Annotated in this window: 16 protein-coding genes; 7 read left to right on the top strand and 9 right to left on the bottom strand. The window is 70.0% G+C overall.

Translation table 11 applies throughout. From position 1 onward, the window contains the following. The first annotated feature begins 89 nt into the window (after positions 1-89). Positions 90-1,088: a type I glyceraldehyde-3-phosphate dehydrogenase gene (gene gap / locus ACIBJG_RS18935; protein WP_399308660.1), complete on the top strand. Its 999-nt coding sequence runs from the start codon at positions 90-92 to the stop codon at positions 1,086-1,088. Between the two features lie 66 nt (positions 1,089-1,154). Here gap and ACIBJG_RS18930 read toward each other — a convergent pair whose 3' ends face one another. Further along, on the bottom strand, positions 1,155-2,156 hold the full coding sequence (locus ACIBJG_RS18930) for an NEW3 domain-containing protein (RefSeq protein ID WP_399308659.1): 1,002 nt from the start codon (positions 2,154-2,156) through the stop codon (positions 1,155-1,157). A gap of 26 nt (positions 2,157-2,182) precedes the next feature. Continuing rightward, positions 2,183-3,631, bottom strand: coding sequence for a Gfo/Idh/MocA family protein (locus ACIBJG_RS18925; protein ID WP_399308658.1), 1,449 nt, complete (start codon positions 3,629-3,631; stop codon positions 2,183-2,185). 218 nt (positions 3,632-3,849) lie between these two features. Here ACIBJG_RS18925 and ACIBJG_RS18920 point away from each other — a divergent pair, with 218 nt between their 5' ends. The 4 genes from ACIBJG_RS18920 (at position 3,850) to ACIBJG_RS18905 (ending at position 6,440) form a co-directional block, all read left to right on the top strand. After that, a complete protein-coding gene (locus ACIBJG_RS18920) occupies positions 3,850-4,188 on the top strand; it encodes a YciI family protein (protein WP_399308657.1) in 339 nt (112 codons plus the stop codon). 38 nt (positions 4,189-4,226) lie between these two features. Continuing rightward, positions 4,227-5,348, top strand: a complete 1,122-nt coding sequence (locus ACIBJG_RS18915) for an RNA polymerase sigma factor (protein ID WP_399308656.1) — start codon at positions 4,227-4,229, stop codon at positions 5,346-5,348. Between the two features lie 74 nt (positions 5,349-5,422). Continuing rightward, positions 5,423-5,980, top strand: coding sequence for a YceI family protein (locus ACIBJG_RS18910; RefSeq protein ID WP_399308655.1), 558 nt, complete (start codon positions 5,423-5,425; stop codon positions 5,978-5,980). Between the two features lie 16 nt (positions 5,981-5,996). Then, positions 5,997-6,440, top strand: coding sequence for an ester cyclase (locus tag ACIBJG_RS18905; protein ID WP_399308654.1), 444 nt, complete (start codon positions 5,997-5,999; stop codon positions 6,438-6,440). A gap of 90 nt (positions 6,441-6,530) precedes the next feature. On the opposite strand, the gene ACIBJG_RS18900 is transcribed toward ACIBJG_RS18905, so the two are convergent. The 6 genes from ACIBJG_RS18900 to ACIBJG_RS18875 form a co-directional block, all read right to left on the bottom strand. Then, positions 6,531-7,862 (bottom strand): MFS transporter, encoded by a 1,332-nt coding sequence (locus tag ACIBJG_RS18900; protein WP_399308653.1) that lies wholly within the window; start codon positions 7,860-7,862, stop codon positions 6,531-6,533. Between the two features lie 227 nt (positions 7,863-8,089). Beyond that, positions 8,090-9,040 carry a catechol 2,3-dioxygenase gene (locus ACIBJG_RS18895; RefSeq protein WP_399308652.1) on the bottom strand — a complete coding sequence of 317 codons (951 nt, stop codon included), beginning with the start codon at positions 9,038-9,040 and terminating at the stop codon, positions 8,090-8,092. Positions 9,041-9,089: 49 nt separating this feature from the next. Then, positions 9,090-10,160, bottom strand: a complete 1,071-nt coding sequence (locus ACIBJG_RS18890; RefSeq protein ID WP_399308651.1) for a 4-oxalomesaconate tautomerase — start codon at positions 10,158-10,160, stop codon at positions 9,090-9,092. After that, positions 10,157-10,873, bottom strand: coding sequence for a 4-carboxy-4-hydroxy-2-oxoadipate aldolase/oxaloacetate decarboxylase (locus ACIBJG_RS18885; protein ID WP_399308650.1), 717 nt, complete (start codon positions 10,871-10,873; stop codon positions 10,157-10,159). The genes ACIBJG_RS18890 and ACIBJG_RS18885 overlap by 4 nt, the downstream gene beginning before the upstream one ends. Next, the gene (locus ACIBJG_RS18880; RefSeq protein WP_399308649.1) at positions 10,870-11,619 is read right to left on the bottom strand and encodes a PIG-L deacetylase family protein; all 750 of its coding nucleotides are present in this window, start codon (positions 11,617-11,619) and stop codon (positions 10,870-10,872) included. The genes ACIBJG_RS18885 and ACIBJG_RS18880 overlap by 4 nt, the downstream gene beginning before the upstream one ends. Before the next feature lie 45 nt (positions 11,620-11,664). Continuing rightward, positions 11,665-12,318, bottom strand: coding sequence for a GntR family transcriptional regulator (locus ACIBJG_RS18875; protein WP_399308648.1), 654 nt, complete (start codon positions 12,316-12,318; stop codon positions 11,665-11,667). A 254-nt stretch (positions 12,319-12,572) separates the two neighbouring features. On the opposite strand from ACIBJG_RS18875, the gene ACIBJG_RS18870 reads away from it, so the two are divergent. Further along, on the top strand, positions 12,573-14,345 hold the full coding sequence (locus ACIBJG_RS18870; protein WP_399308647.1) for a tannase/feruloyl esterase family alpha/beta hydrolase: 1,773 nt from the start codon (positions 12,573-12,575) through the stop codon (positions 14,343-14,345). Between the two features lie 193 nt (positions 14,346-14,538). Beyond that, positions 14,539-14,961 carry a hypothetical protein gene (locus tag ACIBJG_RS18865; RefSeq protein WP_399308646.1) on the top strand — a complete coding sequence of 141 codons (423 nt, stop codon included), beginning with the start codon at positions 14,539-14,541 and terminating at the stop codon, positions 14,959-14,961. Here the strand turns inward: ACIBJG_RS18865 and ACIBJG_RS18860 are convergent. Continuing rightward, positions 14,940-15,728 carry a helix-turn-helix domain-containing protein gene (locus tag ACIBJG_RS18860; RefSeq protein WP_399308645.1) on the bottom strand — a complete coding sequence of 263 codons (789 nt, stop codon included), beginning with the start codon at positions 15,726-15,728 and terminating at the stop codon, positions 14,940-14,942. The genes ACIBJG_RS18865 and ACIBJG_RS18860 overlap by 22 nt on opposite strands. Between the last annotated feature and the right edge of the window lie 140 nt (positions 15,729-15,868).

Genomic DNA, 15,868 nt, shown 5'->3' with positions numbered 1-15,868 from the left:
CTTTCGAACCATGGCGCTCACGCCGCTGCCGCGACAGGGGTGCGGCGAGCGAACCTTGGTGGCGAACCGCAGGGACGAAGGGACACCCCATGACTCGCATCGCCATCAACGGATTCGGCCGCATCGGACGCAACGTGCTGCGCGCACTGCTGGAGCGCGACAGCGACCTCGAAGTCGTCGCCGTCAACGACCTCACCGAGCCCGCCGCTCTCGCGCGGCTGCTCGCCTTCGACTCGACGTCCGGCAGGCTGGGGCGCCCGGTGACACTCGACGGGGACGTCCTCGTCGTCGACGGCCGGCGCATCAAGGTGGTCGCCGAGCGCGATCCTGCGCAGCTTCCGTGGGCCGCGCTCGACGTCGACATCGTGCTGGAGGCCACCGGCCGTTTCACGTCGGCCAAGGCCGCCCGCGCCCACATCGACGCGGGCGCGAAGAAGGTGCTCGTCAGCGCTCCCTCCGACGGCGCCGATGTGACACTCGCGTTCGGGGTCAACACCGACGCGTACGACCCGGCCCTGCACACGATCGTCTCGAACGCCTCGTGCACGACCAACGCACTCGCGCCGCTGGCCAAGGTCCTCGATGAACTCGCGGGTATCGAGCACGCCTTCATGACGACGGTGCACGCCTACACGCAGGAGCAGAACCTGCAGGACGGCCCGCACCGCGACGCCCGCCGCGCCCGCGCCGCCGGCGTGAACATCGTGCCGACCACGACCGGTGCCGCCAAGGCGATCGGCCTGGTGCTGCCCAACCTCGAAGGCAAGCTGTCGGGCGACTCGATCCGCGTACCGGTGCCGGTGGGCTCGATCGTCGAACTCAACACCACCGTCGCCCGCGACGTGTCGCGCGAGGACGTGCTGGCGGCCTACCGCGCCGCGGCGGAGGGCCCGCTCGCCGGGGTCCTGGAGTACTCCGAGGACGCGCTCGTCTCGTCCGACATCACGGGCAACCCGGCCTCGTCGATCTTCGACTCGGAGCTCACCCGTGTCGAGGGCCGGCACATCAAGGTCGTCGCCTGGTACGACAACGAGTGGGGCTTCTCGAACCGTGTCATCGACACGCTCCAGCTCCTCGCCAACGGCTGACCGGCCACCGGGGCCCCTGGGCAGGCGCTGAGCGCCGCCCCGAGGCCCCGGCCGGTGTGGCGACGCTCAGGAAGCGATCGCCATGTCGAAGAGGTGGACGTTCGCGTTCGCCGGCAGGACCACGAACTCGACCGTCCTGGACGGGTCCAGCGCGATGGAGTTGGCGAACACCCGGTACTGCACCGTGGCGTTGCCGTACCCGTCGGGCCGGTTGCGGCCGTCCGTCGACTTGACCAGGGTCGCGCCGTGGGCGTCGGCCGGGTCGAACGACCAGTTGGGGAAGCCGAACGACTCCGTGGTGGAGGTGCCGTCGGTGTAGAAGACGGTGGCCTTGCCCGTGGCACCGCTCCCGACGCCAGAACCGAGGAACACCAGCTCGGAACCCTTGCCGGCCAGCGCGACGGCCTGCCCTGCACTGCCCACGTTGTCCTTCGTGCCGGCGGGCACGTCCGGCCACGTCAGGGTGGCGCCCAGCGCGTCGACCTTCGCTCCGGGCGTCAGGCCCACCGCGGCGAGCTTCTGCGCCGAGAAGCTGTTGCCCTCGCCGTCGTAGTTCCCGGCCGTGGTGGCGGACTCGTCGGTGATCGCCACGCCGTTGTACGCCGCCGCGAGGTTCGCCTGCGGTGTTCCGGAGCGGTCGGTCCGGGTGCCGGTGGCCGTCCCGAGGCCGTCGCCGCCCTGGTACGTCGCCGTCGCCGTGAACGTACGGATCACGAACCCGGACCGCTTCTCGGGGACCTGGATCCGGAACGTCGCGGAGGCCGAGGCACCCGTCGCGAAGGATCCGGACACGCTCTGCACGGAAGGCTGGACCGCCCACCCGACGGGCCCGGCGAACGACACCTTGAGCGAACGCAGGCGCTGCGGTGCGGAGTTCTTGACCGTGACCTTCACCGTGGAGATGACCGGTCCGTCGAGGTCAACGGGAGAGACGGTCACCTCGGTCTGCGACTCGGCGGCCGCGGCCGGCGGGGCGGGTGCTGCCGAGGCGGCCTGCGCGGGAACGAGCAGGACCGCTGCCGCCACGGCGGCGGCTCTGAGCGGGCGGATCAGTCGGGCCGGTCTCATGGCGTGCTCCTTCAAGAGGGAGGTCATCAGGCGACGGGGGGCATCTCGGTGGTGCGCGAGTCGAGTCCCATGCGCAGGTTGACCCAGGAGCCACGGGTGAAGTCCGGGATCTCCACCGGACGCCCCTTGGCGGCGAGGGACATGACGCTCAGCGGAACCGGCGCGCACCACGAGGCGGAGTCGTAGACGTCGATGTCGGGGACGAGCCCGGCGCGCATCAACTGGACCGTGCGCCACTGCAGGACGTAGTCCATGCCGCCGTGCCCGCCGTTCTCGGCGTCGTCGGCGAGCTCCTTCCACAGCCAGTGGTCGAACTCCTTGCGGTACGTCTCGAAGTCGCGCCAGGTGTCGCCGCCGTGGTCCGGCTCGAAGTAGACACGGGCGTCGGTGGACGAGGTGCCCGCGTAGTCCTCGAAGATGCCGCGGCTGCCGACGAGCGAGTTGATCCGGCTGTACGGGCGGGGCGCGCTCACCGCGTGCTCGGCCCGGATCGTCCGGCCGTTCGCCGTGCGGATCTGGCAGGTGACCAGGTCGCCGTTGATGTACGTCTCGTTCCAGGACGGGTGCGACTTCGGCATGAAGCGCTCGCGGTAGTCGGCGAGTCCCTTCGGTGCCGTCGCGGTCGCCGTCAGCGTGGTCATCCGGTCGCCGCGGTTGATGTCCATGGCGGCGGCGATGGGGGCCAGACCGTGCATGGCGTAGAAGGACGCGGTCGAGCGGGTGTGCCACAGACGGCGCCAGGAGTCGGTGTAGTAGGTGTCGGAGAACAGCAGGGAGCGCAGGTCATGGAGGTAGCCGCCATGACCGTTGGTGAGGTCGCCGAACACGCCCTCGTGACCCATCTTGAGCATGGCCAGCTCGTTGCGGCCGTAACTGCAGTTCTCGGACAGCATCAGGTTCTTGCGGGTGCGCTCCGAGGTGTCCACGAGGTCCCAGAGCTCGTCGAGCTCCGTCGCGATGGGGAGCTCGACGACGACGTGCTTGCCGGCCAGGAGCGATGCCTTGCCCTGCTCGTAATGGAACTCCCAGGGCGTCGCTATGTAGATGAGATCGATGTCGTCGCGCTTGAGCATCTCGGCGTAGCTGCCGGCGGACCCGCCGAACTCCGCCGGACGCGGCTTTCCGGCCGCCACCAGCTGGTCGGCGGTGCGCTTGGCACGGTCGGCGCGGATGTCGCAGACCGCCGTCACGACGCACCCGGGGACGGCCGCCCATCCCGGGGTCATGGTGGAACCCCGGTTGCCGAGCCCGATCACACCGACGCGCACGGTCGCGTAGGTCTCGAAGGGGACGTTGACCATGGACTTCTGCCCCGCCCGCCGACGGGGGGCGGCTGCTGAGGTGAGTGCGGAGGCCGCGGCGGAACCGGGGGCCGCCGAAGCGGGGGTAGCCGATCCGAGGCCGACGGCGAGCGCCCCCGTGGCCAGCGTTCCTCCCAGGACCAAACGGCGTGAGACTGCAGGGATTTCAGGCATGCGACAACGCTCCTTGCTACGCGACCGGCATCACTGGCGGGGACGACTCTCGCCGGAACGACAGTGACATGTCAAGAGTTGCTCACCATTGCCGAGTTTCGAGCATTAGCAAACATTCGATCGTCGCCGGGTGGTTCCGCGCGCGTGCACACGCTGTGTCCCCTACGCTGCTGCTCGTTCGTCGTGTGGGTGAGAGCCCACTCACTTCGGAGGATGCGATGCAGTACGCCCTGCTGATCTACGCGGCGCCCGACCAGGAGGAAGCGCTGTCGGACGAGGAACGCGAGGCGGCGTATGCCGAGTACCTGACGCTGGCCGACGACACGCGGTGTGTCGCGGCGGCGCAGTTGCAGCCCGTCGAGATGACGACGGGCGTGCGCGTGGCCGGCGGCCGGACACTGATGACGGACGGCCCGTTCGCGGACACCAAGGAGGTGCTCGGCGGCATCTGCCTGATCGAGGCAGCGGATCTGGACGAGGCGGTCGAGATGGCGTCGCACGTCCCGGCCGCCCGCTACGGCGGCGTGGTGGAGATTCGGCCGGTGGTGCGGCGCTGACCGGGCTGGAGGAGGTCTTCCGGGACGAGTGGGGCCGGGTGCTGGCCCAACTGGTCGGGTACCTCGGTGACTTCGACAGGGCCGAGGACGCCGCACAGGAGGCGTTCGCGATCGCCGCCGAGCGCTGGCCCACGTCGGGCGTGCCCGACAGGCCGGGTGCGTGGCTCGTCACGACGGCCCGCAACCGGGCGATCGACCGGATCCGCCGGGAGCGGACCCTGGCCGGAAAGATGCATCTCCTGCCGGCACCGGAGGCCGTCATGGACGAGTTCGACGACACAGCGGTCAAGGACGAGCGCCTGGAACTGATCTTCACGTGCTGCCACCCCGCGCTGTCGCCGGAGGGGCAGGTGGCGCTCACGCTGCGGGCCCTCGGGGGTCTGGAGACCGCTGAGATCGCCCGGGCGTTCATGGTGTCCGAGGACACCATGAAGCGGCGCCTGTCCCGCGCCAAGGCGAAGATCAGGGCGACCGGAATCCCGTTCGCCGTGCCCGCGGCGCACCTGCTGTCCGACCGTGTCGACGCGGTTCTGACCGTCATCTACCTGATCTACAACGAGGGCTACCGGGGCCGGGTCGACCTGGGTGCCGAGGCCATCCGCCTGGGACGCGTGCTCGCCGGGCTCATGCCGGACGAGCCGGAGGCGCACGGGCTGCTGGCGCTGATGATGATCCACCACGCCCGGCGGCACGCCCGGTTCGCCGGTGAGGACCTCGTACTGCTCGGCGACCAGGACCGGACGCTGTGGGACGTGCGGCAGATCGCGGAGGGGAGGGCGGTGCTCGACCGCGCCTTCGCACTGGGTGGGCGCGGCGCCTATGTCGTACAGGCGGTGATCGCGTCGATGCAGACACGGCAGCCGGTCGACTGGCCGCAGATCGCCGCGCTGTACCGCCGACTGGTCGAACTCACCGGCTCGCCGGTCGTCGAGCTCAACCATGCCGCAGCGCTCGCCCAGGCGGGCGAGCCCGCCGCGGCACTGCGCGCCGTCGACCGTCTCGACCTCGACGGCTACCTCTACTACCACTCGACCCGTGCCGAACTGCTGCGGCGCCTGGGCCGGGCCGCCGACGCCCGGACCGCCTACCGCCGGGCGATCGATCTGGCCACCTCGACACCCGAGCGGCGGTTCCTGAACCGGCGGCTCGAAGAATCCTGACCCGGGCTGTCCCCCGGACGGGGTCCCGTTCGTCTTCCAGGTATGAGGGACAACCCTGAACCATGGAGGACGTCATGAGCTCCGCCCCATCCAGTGCCGCGATTCCGGGCTGTCCGGCCGGCACCTGGAAGGCCGACCCAGCACGCTGCGAGATCTCCTTCTCCGTCCGCTTCCTCACGGTCGGCACGGTGCACGGCCGGTTCACCGGCTGCGACGCCACGATCGTCACGCGCGAGGAACCGCTGGGCTCGGCGCTGACCGCGACGATCGACGTGGCGTCCGTCGACACCGGCAACGCGAAGCGGGACACGCACCTGCGCTCCGCCGACTATCTCGACGTGGAGAGCCACCCGACGATGAGCTATCGCTCCACCGGCATCCGCGGGAGCGGTGGCGGCTGGATCGTGGACGGTGAGCTGACCCTGCACGGTGTCACCCGGCAGGTGCCTCTGGCCGTCGAGGCGAACGGGTTCGGCCCGGGGCCGTCCGGCGCTCAGCAAGCCACCTTCTCCGCGACCGCGCGGATCGACCGGCGCGACTTCGCCGTCACCGCCCGGACGGACGGCGGCGGTGTCCTGGTCGGCTACAAGGTATCGATCAGCCTGGTGATCCAGGCCGTCCTCCACAAGTGATCCGAGGAGAAGCACCATGTCGACAGAGCAGGAAGCCCGCAACAAAGCGACGTTCAGCCGCTTCCACGACGCGGTGAACAGCAGCGACCTGGACGTCGTCTCCAGGACGATCGACGAGGTCGTCGCCCCGGATCTGCTGTTCCACGCACCCGTGCCGAGCGGCGGGACGGGGGTGGAGGCACTCAAGCAGGTATGGGCTGTGCTTCTGCGTGCCTTTCCCGGCATTCGCGTCACGGTCCAGGACGTGATCGCGGAGGGGGACAGGATCGTCAGCAGACAGACCGTCACCGGCACCCACCTGGGCGAGTACCGGGGCCTCCCGCCGACCGGCCGGTCCGTCACGTACGACGAGATCTTCATCCTCCGCTTCGACGGCGGCCACATCGCGGAGATCTGGGGGGTGGTCGACGTCTTCGCGCAGCTGCGCCAGCTCGGCATGATCCCCGGGAGCGCTCCGTGACCGCAGGCCACGGAGACGACGAGCCCGGTGGGCCGATGAGGCGTGACGACACCCCTCATCGGCCCACCGGGCACCGTCGCGGCCGCCCGGTCAGGCCGTGGCCGCCACCGAACGTGCCGCGGGCTGCTCCGGGTTCCGCCGGGACATGCGCAGACCGGCCAGCGTGATGAAGACCGTGGAGAACACGGCGGAGAGGGCGAACGCCGTGAAGCCCCAGTTCGCGGCTCCGTTGGCGAGCAGCTGACCACCCAGCCAGGGGCCGAACACGGCACCGAAGCGGCCCATTCCGGAGGTCCAGCCCACGGCCGTGGCCCGGTTGGCGGAGGTGGAGTAGCCGGCCACCGTCGCGTAGATCATCGTTTGGGCGCTGTTGAGGAACAGGCCGGTGAGGAAGACCACCGTGAAGGTCAGTCCGAGCGGCATGTGGACGCTCAGCAGATAGACGCCGACGGCCGTCAGCAGGAACCAGATCGCGGAGATACGTGCGGCGCCGAAGCGGTCGGCGCAGCGGCCCGCGACGAGCATCCCCACGATCCCGCCGAGGTTGAAGACGACGACGAAGTTCAGCGAGGAACCGAGCTCGTAGCCCTCGCCGCGCATCATGGTGGGCAGCCAGGTGGCGACGCCGTAGACGAGCAGCAGACCGCCGAACGAGGCCAGCCAGAACATCAGCGTCTGGATCCACTCCCTGCCCCGGAACAGCTGGGCGAGGGCGTACCAGCGGTCGCCGGCTGCCCGGGCCTCCTTGGCCGCCGTAGGCATCTCGACGTTGTAGCGCGTCGCGAGTTCATGTGCCTCGGTGGTACGCCCCTTGGCGACCAGGAAGCTCAGCGACTCCGGCAGGTACCGGGCGACCAGCGGCACCGCTATGACCAGCGGGACCACGCAGACCCAGAAGGCCGCACGCCAGCCGAGGGGTTCCACGATCCACAGGGCGACGTACGCGGAGAGGATGCCGCCGACGTGATGGGCGGTCATCAGTGCGCCGATGACGAAAGCGCCGCGGGCGCGCGGGGCGTAGTCCGAGACCATCGTGATCGCGGTCGGCAGCAGGCCGCCGAGGCCGAGACCGGCCAGCGTCCGGCCGAGGCCGAACACGGCGACCGTGGGGGCCGCCGCGCAGAGAGCCGAGGCCAGGGAGAACAACGCGGTGCAAGCCATGATCATCTTCTTGCGCCCGATGAGGTCGGTGAGCGTGCCCGAGGAGAGGGCGCCGACCAGCATCCCGAACGTGGCGTAACTGCCGAGGTCGCCGGCCATGGACGGTTCGAGGCCCAGGGCGTGCTGCTCCAGCATGTGGGGCAGCACCGAGCCGTAGATGAACATGTCGAGGCCGTCGAAGAGCACGACCAGCCAGCACAGTGCGATGACCAGCATGGCCATTCTGTTGCCGCGGGCGGCAGGGGCGAGCGAGGAGGACATCGTTGTTTCCTCTCGTCCGGGAGGAGAGTCCCTGGAGGTTGGGAAGAGGGGTGGTCGGCGCGGCTCAAGCCGCCGACCCGACGCGAGGCGAGATACGCGCTCGCAGTGATGGCCTTGACGGTAGAAACACCGGAAGAGTGTGTCAACGCTTTTGTTGACAATCGTAGAAACGATTTGGCCCCGGTTCGGAGTGCTGCCGGACCGGGGCCGAACGGTGGTGCAGGACGTCAGGCGACGGGCGGCGTTCCGTGGGTGTGGAACGACTCGATGGTGCGCAGACCCCAGGCCTGCCCCTTGGCGCGCTCGGCCTCGGTCCAGGTGATCAGGGGCCAGTCGGGGGCCAGTACCAGGCGGGTGAGCGGGTTGCAGAGTTCGATGCGGTTGCCGCCCGGCTCGTAGACGTACAGGAAGAACGTCTGCTGGATGGCGTGCTTGTGCGGGCCCGTCTCGATGAACACGCCGGTGTCCAGGGCGAGATCGGCGGCGCGCAGGATGTCCTCGCGGGTGTCGGCGGCGAATGCGATGTGGTGGAGCCGGCCGCTCGACCCCGTCCAGTCCTCGGTGTAGACGAGGTCGTAGGACTTGTTGGTGAACGTCAGCCACTGGGCCGCGATCTTTCCGCTGTCGAGCCGGATCTGCTCGGTGGGGCGGGCGCCGAGGACCTCGCGGTGGAAGTCGCCGTTGGCTGCGACATCCGCGCCCAGGAAGTTGACGTGGTCCAGTCGGCGTACGCCCACGCCGTGGCCCGGTTTGGCCTGTGGCTGGTTCTTGAGGCCCGGCCGCAGTTCGTCCGGCGCCTCGTACCACTCGCTTTCCCAGTACAGGGCCAGCTCGTGGCCGTCGGGGTCGGTGGTGACGTACAGCCGGCCGATGCCCGGCTCGTCCTCGACCCAGCGGCCCGGCCGGCCCGCCGCCTCGATGGCCGCGACCCGGCGGCGGAGCGCGTCCTTGCTGGAGGTGCGCAGGGCCGTGCGGCGGATCCCGGGGGTGGTGTGGGCGGTGAGCGTGAGGCTGTGATGTTCGTAGTCGTCCCAGGTCCGCAGATACACGGAGTCGCCGGAGCGGCCGTTCTCGGTCAGACCGAGGAAGTCGGTGAAGAAGCGGACGCTGGCGTCCAGGTCGGGGGTGAGCAGTTCGACATGGCCGAGGTGGGCGATGTCTCCGAGCGGCGGGGTCATCTGCGACTCCTAGAAGTGCGGGGTGCGGGAGGGCTGTTCCGGGTGTGGGTCAGGCGGGGCGAGGGAAGACGGCGCCGTCGAAGATCTTTCGCGCGGTACGTACGACAGCGGTGCGGCCGGCTCCGGGAAGGGCCCCCTTCGCCCCCTGCTCGACGGCCGACTCGATGTCGAGGAACCCCGTGGGGTGCTCTATGCGCAGCCGGTCGCCGTGGGCGGGCAGCCGCGCCACGTTCTCGCCGACGCCGCCCGCGATGCGCAGCCCGGCGGCCACACTCGCGGCGCCCAGTACGCCGATGGACGTGTGGCAGCGCACCGGAATGAACGTGCGCGTCGACACGGCGCCGCCGTGTCGCGGCGGCGCCAGCAGGCTGACCTTGGGCACGGTGGTGCCGGTGACATCGCCGAGGCCCATCAATATCCCTGCTTCGAGGCGAAGTTCGAGGATCTGCCGGGTCAGGGCCGGGTTCGCCTCCAGCTCCTTCGGATCCTCGTAGCCGGTGAGCCCCAGCGCCGGAGCGGCGACCAGGACCGTCGGCATGCCGTTGTCCACGCACGTCACCGAGAGGCCGGCAAGCGTGTCGCGGACGCTGCCCGTGGGCAGCAGGGGACTGCTGCCCGGCGGGAACTCGATCACCACCGGCGCGGCGGTCCCCGGCACCCCGGAGATGTTGGCGGCGCCTTCGTACGAGACGTACCCACCCGGAGTGGGGAAGGTCGCGGTGGCGAGATCCCCGGTGTTGAGCATGCGGATCCGCACCGAGGTCTCCACCGGGCCAGGGGTGACCAGGCCGCGCTCGACGGCGAAGGGGCCGACTCCCGCGAGCAGATTGCCGCAGTTCTGACGGTCCGACACCTCAGGTGCGGTGACGCCGACTTGGAGGAAAAGGTAATCGACTTCGGCGTCGGGGCCGGGTGACGGGCAAACCACCGCCACCTTGCTGGTGAGGGGGTGTGCCCCGCCCAGTCCGTCGATCTGGCGGGCATCGGGGCTGCCCATTATCCGCAGCAACAGGTCGTCACGCAGGGCCGGTTCGGCGGGCAGGTCCTCCGTCAGGAAGTAGCCGCCCTTGGAGGTGCCGCCGCGCAGGAGCATGCAGCGCACCCCGGCGGGCGCGGTCACCGCCCGCGCCCGGACGTGTCCGCGGCGTACTCGTCGTACTGCTGGTACCGGACGCCGAGGCGTACGAGCGTCTCGCGCAGCCCGTACCGGTCAAGACCCAGCTGCCCCTCGGCGAACGCGGCGCGTGACGCCTCTTCCTTCACCGTGCGTGCCTGCGACAACGCGACCGCCTCCGTGGCCTGTTCGCGCGGAACGCACATCACGCCGTCGTCGTCGGCGAGGATCACGTCACCGGGACGGATGATCCGGCCCCCGATCGCGACCGGCACATTGACCGATCCGCCGGTCGCCTTGACCGTGCCCTGGGCGCAGACCGCGGCCGCCCAGACGGGAAAGCCCATCTCGCGCAGCTCGGCGGTGTCGCGGACCCCGGCATTGGTGACCAGGCCGCGCACGCCCCGGTACCGCAGCGCCGTGGCGAACAGCTCGCCGAACATACCGTCGGTGGAGGGCGAGGTGGTGGTGACCACGAGAAGGTCGCCCTCGCCACACTGCTCGACGGCCGCATGGATCATGAGGTTGTCGCCGGGCCAGCTGAGCACGGTGACCGCGGTGCCCGCCACCCGTACGTCCTGCTGGATCGGGCGCAGGTGCGGGCCGAGGAGACCGGTGCGGCCCAGGGCCTCGTGCACCGTGGCCACGCCGTAGCCGGCCAGCGCCGTCACGTCCTCGCCGGCCGCCTTCGGGGGGCGGGTGACGATGACGCCGCTCATGCCAGCTCCCCGGTGACCTGCGGGTAGGGGCGCATGTACGCCTCGGCCCAAGTGGTGTGCGAAAGCCCGAGGTTGGGGCCCGCGTTGCGCTTGAGCTGGACACCGCGCCGTTTGCCGAGGTCCGTGTAGTACTCCCACAGGTGCTGCTGGGCCGTCAGGCACTCCATGGCCTTGCGCTTGGTCTCCCAGACCTCGGTGATGTCCAGCAGGACCTCGGGCGTGAACCCGCACATCTCCGGCTGGTGCGGTTCGAAGAAGAACACCGGGGGAGCCCCGATGATCTCGCCCTCGGCCGGGTAGCCGATCGCCTGGGCCAGCACGCGTGCGTCCAGCGCCATGCGCGCGGCCGCCGGGTGGTCCCCGTTGTACGGGTCGGTGAGGGGATGGGTGAGGACCACGTCCGGCTGCGCCTCGCGGTAGACGGACACCAGCCGGTCGGTGAGCTCCGGGGTGACCGGCAGCGGGTAGTCGCCGGCGTCGAAGAAGACGATCCCGGCGCCGAGCGCCGCCGCGGCGCGCTCGGCCTCCTGGCGGCGGATCGCCTTGATCTCCGCCAACTGCTTGCCCTCGCGCCATGCCTTGGCGGACTCGCCCCGTTCGCCGAAGGTCAGGCACGCGATGGTGACCTTCTCCCCGCGGGAGGCGGCGAGGGCTATCGCGCCGCCCGCCCGCCATACGAAGTCCCCGGCGTGCGCGGTGATCACCAGCGTCGATCGTGGGGTGGCGGGCACCTTGCCGTGCGTCATTGCGAACTCTCCTTGGTGACAGGTGTACTCCCGCCCCGAGTCGCGTCAGTCGTCGCGCAAGGCGTCGATCACGCTGCCGAGGTGGGCGCGGACGGCTGCTTCCGCCGCCTGCGGGTCCCTGGCCGTGATCGCCTCGATCACGGCCAGGTGCTCGCCCAGGGATTTCTGTGGACGGCCCGGCCTGAGCGCCAACTGGAACTGATGGCGCACGATTTGGCCGTTCAGCCGCTCCAGGAGCCCGACGGCCGTCTGCTGGCCGGAGAACTCCCGGATCAGTGCGTGCAGCCGGTGGTTGAGCTCGGAGTAGGTCATCGGCTCGCCGTCGGCGACCGCCTTGGCCATCGCCGCGCCCGTCGCCGCCAGCTCGGCCAGCTGCTCCTCGGTGGCCTCGGCGGCCGCCTTGGCGGCGCAGAGTCCTTCGAGGACCATCCGGCACTCGGTGATGGCGACCGCTTCCTCCTTGGTCACCACGCGGACGCGTGATCCGCGGTTACGGATCCGCTCCACCAGCCCCTCGGATGCCAGCTCCAGAAGTGCCGCCCGGATGCTGGCCCGGGTGACACCGAACTGCTCGGCGAGTTCGTCCTCCACCAGCCGCTGGGCCGGTGCCATCTCCCCTTGCAGAATCGCCTGTCGCAGCTCCCCGAGTGCGTGCTGTTTGGCCTGCTCTCCGGAACTGGGACGCGCTTCCTTCGGCATCAATGCCCTCCCTGAGTGAGTGCCTGTCGAACGTAAACTTACGCCAACAGGATTGTCAACAATCTCGTTGCCAAGTCTTGCGCGGAGATCCACGCGGGGCTACGTTCCTCGCCGTGGAGCCGCTCCGGAGCCGCATGGCGGCGGCGTCCCACGCATCGAGGCCGCATCCGCCGCCTCGCTCCACCTCTCCTGTACGCACCCACAAGCCCGGCTTACGGGCACGAGCCCCGGGCCGCGATCGAACGGAGTCCGGTATGCCCATACCCTCACGCTGGTTCCGACGGAAAACGGCTGCCGTACTGGCCACCCTCGCCGCCGTGCTCGCCCTTGCGGGCGGGACGGGCATGGCGCTCGCCGACAGCACGGCAGGCAACGGTTCGGACACCGCCGCGGCCTCGGCCGCCGCCCTGGCGACGACGGCCGTTTCCTCCGGTACCGCACCGGCCCTTCCCTGTTCCGGAATCGCCGCACTCGACCTGGCGGCCGACGTACCCGGCGTGCCCTTCGAGATCAGCTCCGCGACGGAGCTGGCGGCCGGCAGCAACACGCTCGGGAACTGGGCAGCCTGCTACGTCAAAGGTGTGATCGCGCCACAGATCCACTTCGAGCTCCGGCTGCCCGAGAGCGGCTGGCAGTCGAACTACCTTCAGGTCGGCTGCGGCGGCCTCTGCGGAAACGTGAACACGGGCAGCGCTGCCGCCTCCAGCGGCTGTGTACCGCTGACCACCGGAGCCTTCGCCGTCGCTTCCAGCGACGAGGGGCATTCCCAGGGCGGTGGACTGTTCTCCACCGATCCCACGCTGCGCGCCGACTTCGGCTACAAGTCCGACCACCAGCTCGCGCAGGCGGCCAAGGCGATCATCAAGAAGTACTACGGGCAGGCGGCCGCCCACTCCTACTTCGACGGCTGCTCGCAGGGTGGCCACCAGGCACTGACCGAGGCGCAGCGCTACCCGGACGACTTCGACGGCATCATCGCCGGCGCCCCCGCCAACAACTTCACCGCGCTGAACACCTTCTCCCACGCCTGGACGGCCCAGTCCGTGTTCCTCGGCGGCGGCCCCGCCACGCTCACCACCGCCGATCTGGCACCGCTGCACGAGGCGGTCCTCAGGGGCTGCGCCGCCACCGACGGAATCATCGCGGACCCGCTGGGCTGCACCTGGGATCCGGCCACCCTCACATGCCGGGCAGGGCAGACCTCCACACCCGCGGACTTCTGCCTGAACACCGACCAGGTCGCCACACTCCACCGGATCTACTCCGGCCCCACCGACAAGCACGGCAAGCTGCTGTACCCCGGCTACCAGCTGCGCGGCTCCGAACTCAACTGGGCCGGGGTCATCGTGCCGGCTCAGGCCACCGGCACCAGCGGAGACGTCAACTTCGTCAAGGAGACCCTGCGCTACCAGGTCTTCGACAGCCCGCAACCCACGCTCACCTACCGGGACATCGAGTTCACCGAGGCCTACTACAAGAAGATCGTCCGGCCCAACGAGGGCATGTACGACGCCACCGACCCGGACCTCGAGGCATTCAAGGCGAGCGGCGGCAAGCTGATCCTCTGGCACGGACTGGGCGACCAGCACATCCCGGCCGTCGGCACCATGGCGTACTACAAGGCCGTGCAGAAGACGATGGGCGGCACGGCGGCGACGGCGAGCTTCGCCCGGCTGTTCCTCCTCCCGGGCGTCGCGCACTGCGGCGGCGGACAGGGCCCGAGCGACTTCGACGCGCTGACCGCAGTCGTCGACTGGGTCACGAAGGGTGAGGCACCCGGCAGTCTGATGACCACGTCCACCGACAGCGTAGGGAAGGCCACGGCCACCCGCCCCGTCTACCCCTTCCCGTACGTCGCCGAGAACACCACCGGGGGCCCTGCCGACGAGGCCGGCAGCTACACCCCCGTCGCATCCATCGCAGAGGCGGGCCTGACGCTGAACTGGCTCGGTTCCTTCCGGTCCGGATACGAGACCGTCGGCAACTGGGTCAACGGCAAATGGCTGGTCACCAAGGGCAAAGCCTGACCGGGTGACGTGAGCACAGCCGACGAGTGACGCCGTGCGGTGCGGCCCCGTTTCCCGACGGGGGCTCACCGTATGCCCGGCTGCCCCGCCCCACTTGGCACCGCCGTCGCCCATTCCCGGCAGGGAATTGCCGGTACGTCGCGCCCGGCGCAGGATCTCGTCCGAAGCGATCCACCGGGCAAGGAGTTCACACGTGACCCAGACCGACCCTCAGGACCTGGCCAACCGCTACATCGCCCAGTGGGTGGTGCCGGACGCCGCCGAACGCCGCGCGGCCATCGAGCAGCTGTGGGCGGATGACGGCACCCACATCCTTCAACCACCCGTGGAGATACGGGAGATCGCCGCAGGACTCGGCTTCGACCGAACGACCCTGCAGGCCCAGGGTTTCGACGCCATCGAGACCCGGGTGGCGCGTAGTCACGAGCAGTTCGTCAAGAAGGAGGGGTTCACCTTCCGCTCCCGCGGCGATGCCGTACGCCTGCACGACCTGGTCAAGTTCTCCTGGGAGACGGTGGCCACCGGTACCGGCGAGGTGGTCGGTGGCGGACTGGAGATCCTGGTACTCGACGAGGGCGGCCGGATCAAGGCCGACTACATGTTCCCGGGAGCCTGACCCGGCCCCTGCCCTCCTCGGGGGGCCTCTGACCGGGCCGCCGCCGAGAGGGCCTCGGCCGTCTCCTGGTCGGCCGGCAGGAACGCCTCCAGTCTCAGTTCGGCGAGAGTCACGTCGACGGCGGTGGCGAAGGTCGTCACCGTCGTCATCAGGCGCAGGTCCCCGTACGACGTCCGCAGCTGGAGCGGGACCGCGAATCCGAGCTGCCCGGCTGACGGCTCCAGAGCGGGCACGTACCCGGTGAGTTCGTCGCGCAGTTCCTCCAGATGGCCGAGGGCGGCCAGAATGTGCCGCGCCCACTCGGCGAGGTTGCGGATGCGAGGTGCCAGCCCGTCGGGGTGGAGCGCCAGACGGTAGACGTTCCTGCCGGGGCCGACCAGCTCAGGGGCCGCGCCCTCGGTGATCAGATCGAAGGCGGAGTTCGCGGCGATCAGGGCACCGGACCGGTCCACGACCACGGCGGGGTAGGGCAGATGGCCGCGCAGGATGCGATCGATCGCCGCCCGCACCGGGGCCAGTTCGGGATCGTCGAGCGAACTCTCCGGGTACGCGGGCGCGTATCCGGCAGCCAGGAGCTGTTCGTTGCGCTCGCGCAGCGAGAGCTCCAGTGACTCCGCCAGCCGTACGACCATGGACCGGCCGGGCGCGGACCTGCCGGACTCGACGAAGCTGAGGTGACGCTGAGTGGTGCCCGCGCGTAGCGCCAGGTCGAGCTGGCTGAGACGGAGACGGGTGCGGCGGTCGCGTAGCGCGCGGGGGAAGTCCACGGGCCCGTTGTACCGGTGCCGGAGGATTCGGGTCCATTCCTCCGAGGGAATGGACCGCGGCCTTCCCCGGTGCCCGGGGTGCGGGCGGGGGTCCGTTCGTGCCTCCCGACTGCCCCAAGAGGCAGCGCCGGATGCCCCGG

This window comes from Streptomyces sp. NPDC050422 (assembly GCF_044458665.1).
Lineage (GTDB): Bacteria > Actinomycetota > Actinomycetes > Streptomycetales > Streptomycetaceae > Streptomyces.
Note: the sequence above shows the minus strand (reverse complement) of the source record. Positions and strands in the feature narration are given on the sequence as shown.

What these genes read in the sequence shown, in the direction of transcription:
- gap (WP_399308660.1), top strand. Translation starts at nt 90, where the DNA reads ATGACTCGCATCGCCATCAACGGATTCGGCCGCATCGGACGCAACGTG.
- ACIBJG_RS18930 (WP_399308659.1), bottom strand. Translation starts at nt 2,156, where the DNA reads ATGAGACCGGCCCGACTGATCCGCCCGCTCAGAGCCGCCGCCGTGGCG.
- ACIBJG_RS18925 (WP_399308658.1), bottom strand. Translation starts at nt 3,631, where the DNA reads ATGCCTGAAATCCCTGCAGTCTCACGCCGTTTGGTCCTGGGAGGAACG.
- ACIBJG_RS18920 (WP_399308657.1), top strand. Translation starts at nt 3,850, where the DNA reads ATGCAGTACGCCCTGCTGATCTACGCGGCGCCCGACCAGGAGGAAGCG.
- ACIBJG_RS18910 (WP_399308655.1), top strand. Translation starts at nt 5,423, where the DNA reads ATGAGCTCCGCCCCATCCAGTGCCGCGATTCCGGGCTGTCCGGCCGGC.
- ACIBJG_RS18905 (WP_399308654.1), top strand. Translation starts at nt 5,997, where the DNA reads ATGTCGACAGAGCAGGAAGCCCGCAACAAAGCGACGTTCAGCCGCTTC.
- ACIBJG_RS18900 (WP_399308653.1), bottom strand. Translation starts at nt 7,862, where the DNA reads ATGTCCTCCTCGCTCGCCCCTGCCGCCCGCGGCAACAGAATGGCCATG.
- ACIBJG_RS18895 (WP_399308652.1), bottom strand. Translation starts at nt 9,040, where the DNA reads ATGACCCCGCCGCTCGGAGACATCGCCCACCTCGGCCATGTCGAACTG.
- ACIBJG_RS18885 (WP_399308650.1), bottom strand. Translation starts at nt 10,873, where the DNA reads ATGAGCGGCGTCATCGTCACCCGCCCCCCGAAGGCGGCCGGCGAGGAC.
- ACIBJG_RS18880 (WP_399308649.1), bottom strand. Translation starts at nt 11,619, where the DNA reads ATGACGCACGGCAAGGTGCCCGCCACCCCACGATCGACGCTGGTGATC.
- ACIBJG_RS18875 (WP_399308648.1), bottom strand. Translation starts at nt 12,318, where the DNA reads ATGCCGAAGGAAGCGCGTCCCAGTTCCGGAGAGCAGGCCAAACAGCAC.
- ACIBJG_RS18870 (WP_399308647.1), top strand. Translation starts at nt 12,573, where the DNA reads ATGCCCATACCCTCACGCTGGTTCCGACGGAAAACGGCTGCCGTACTG.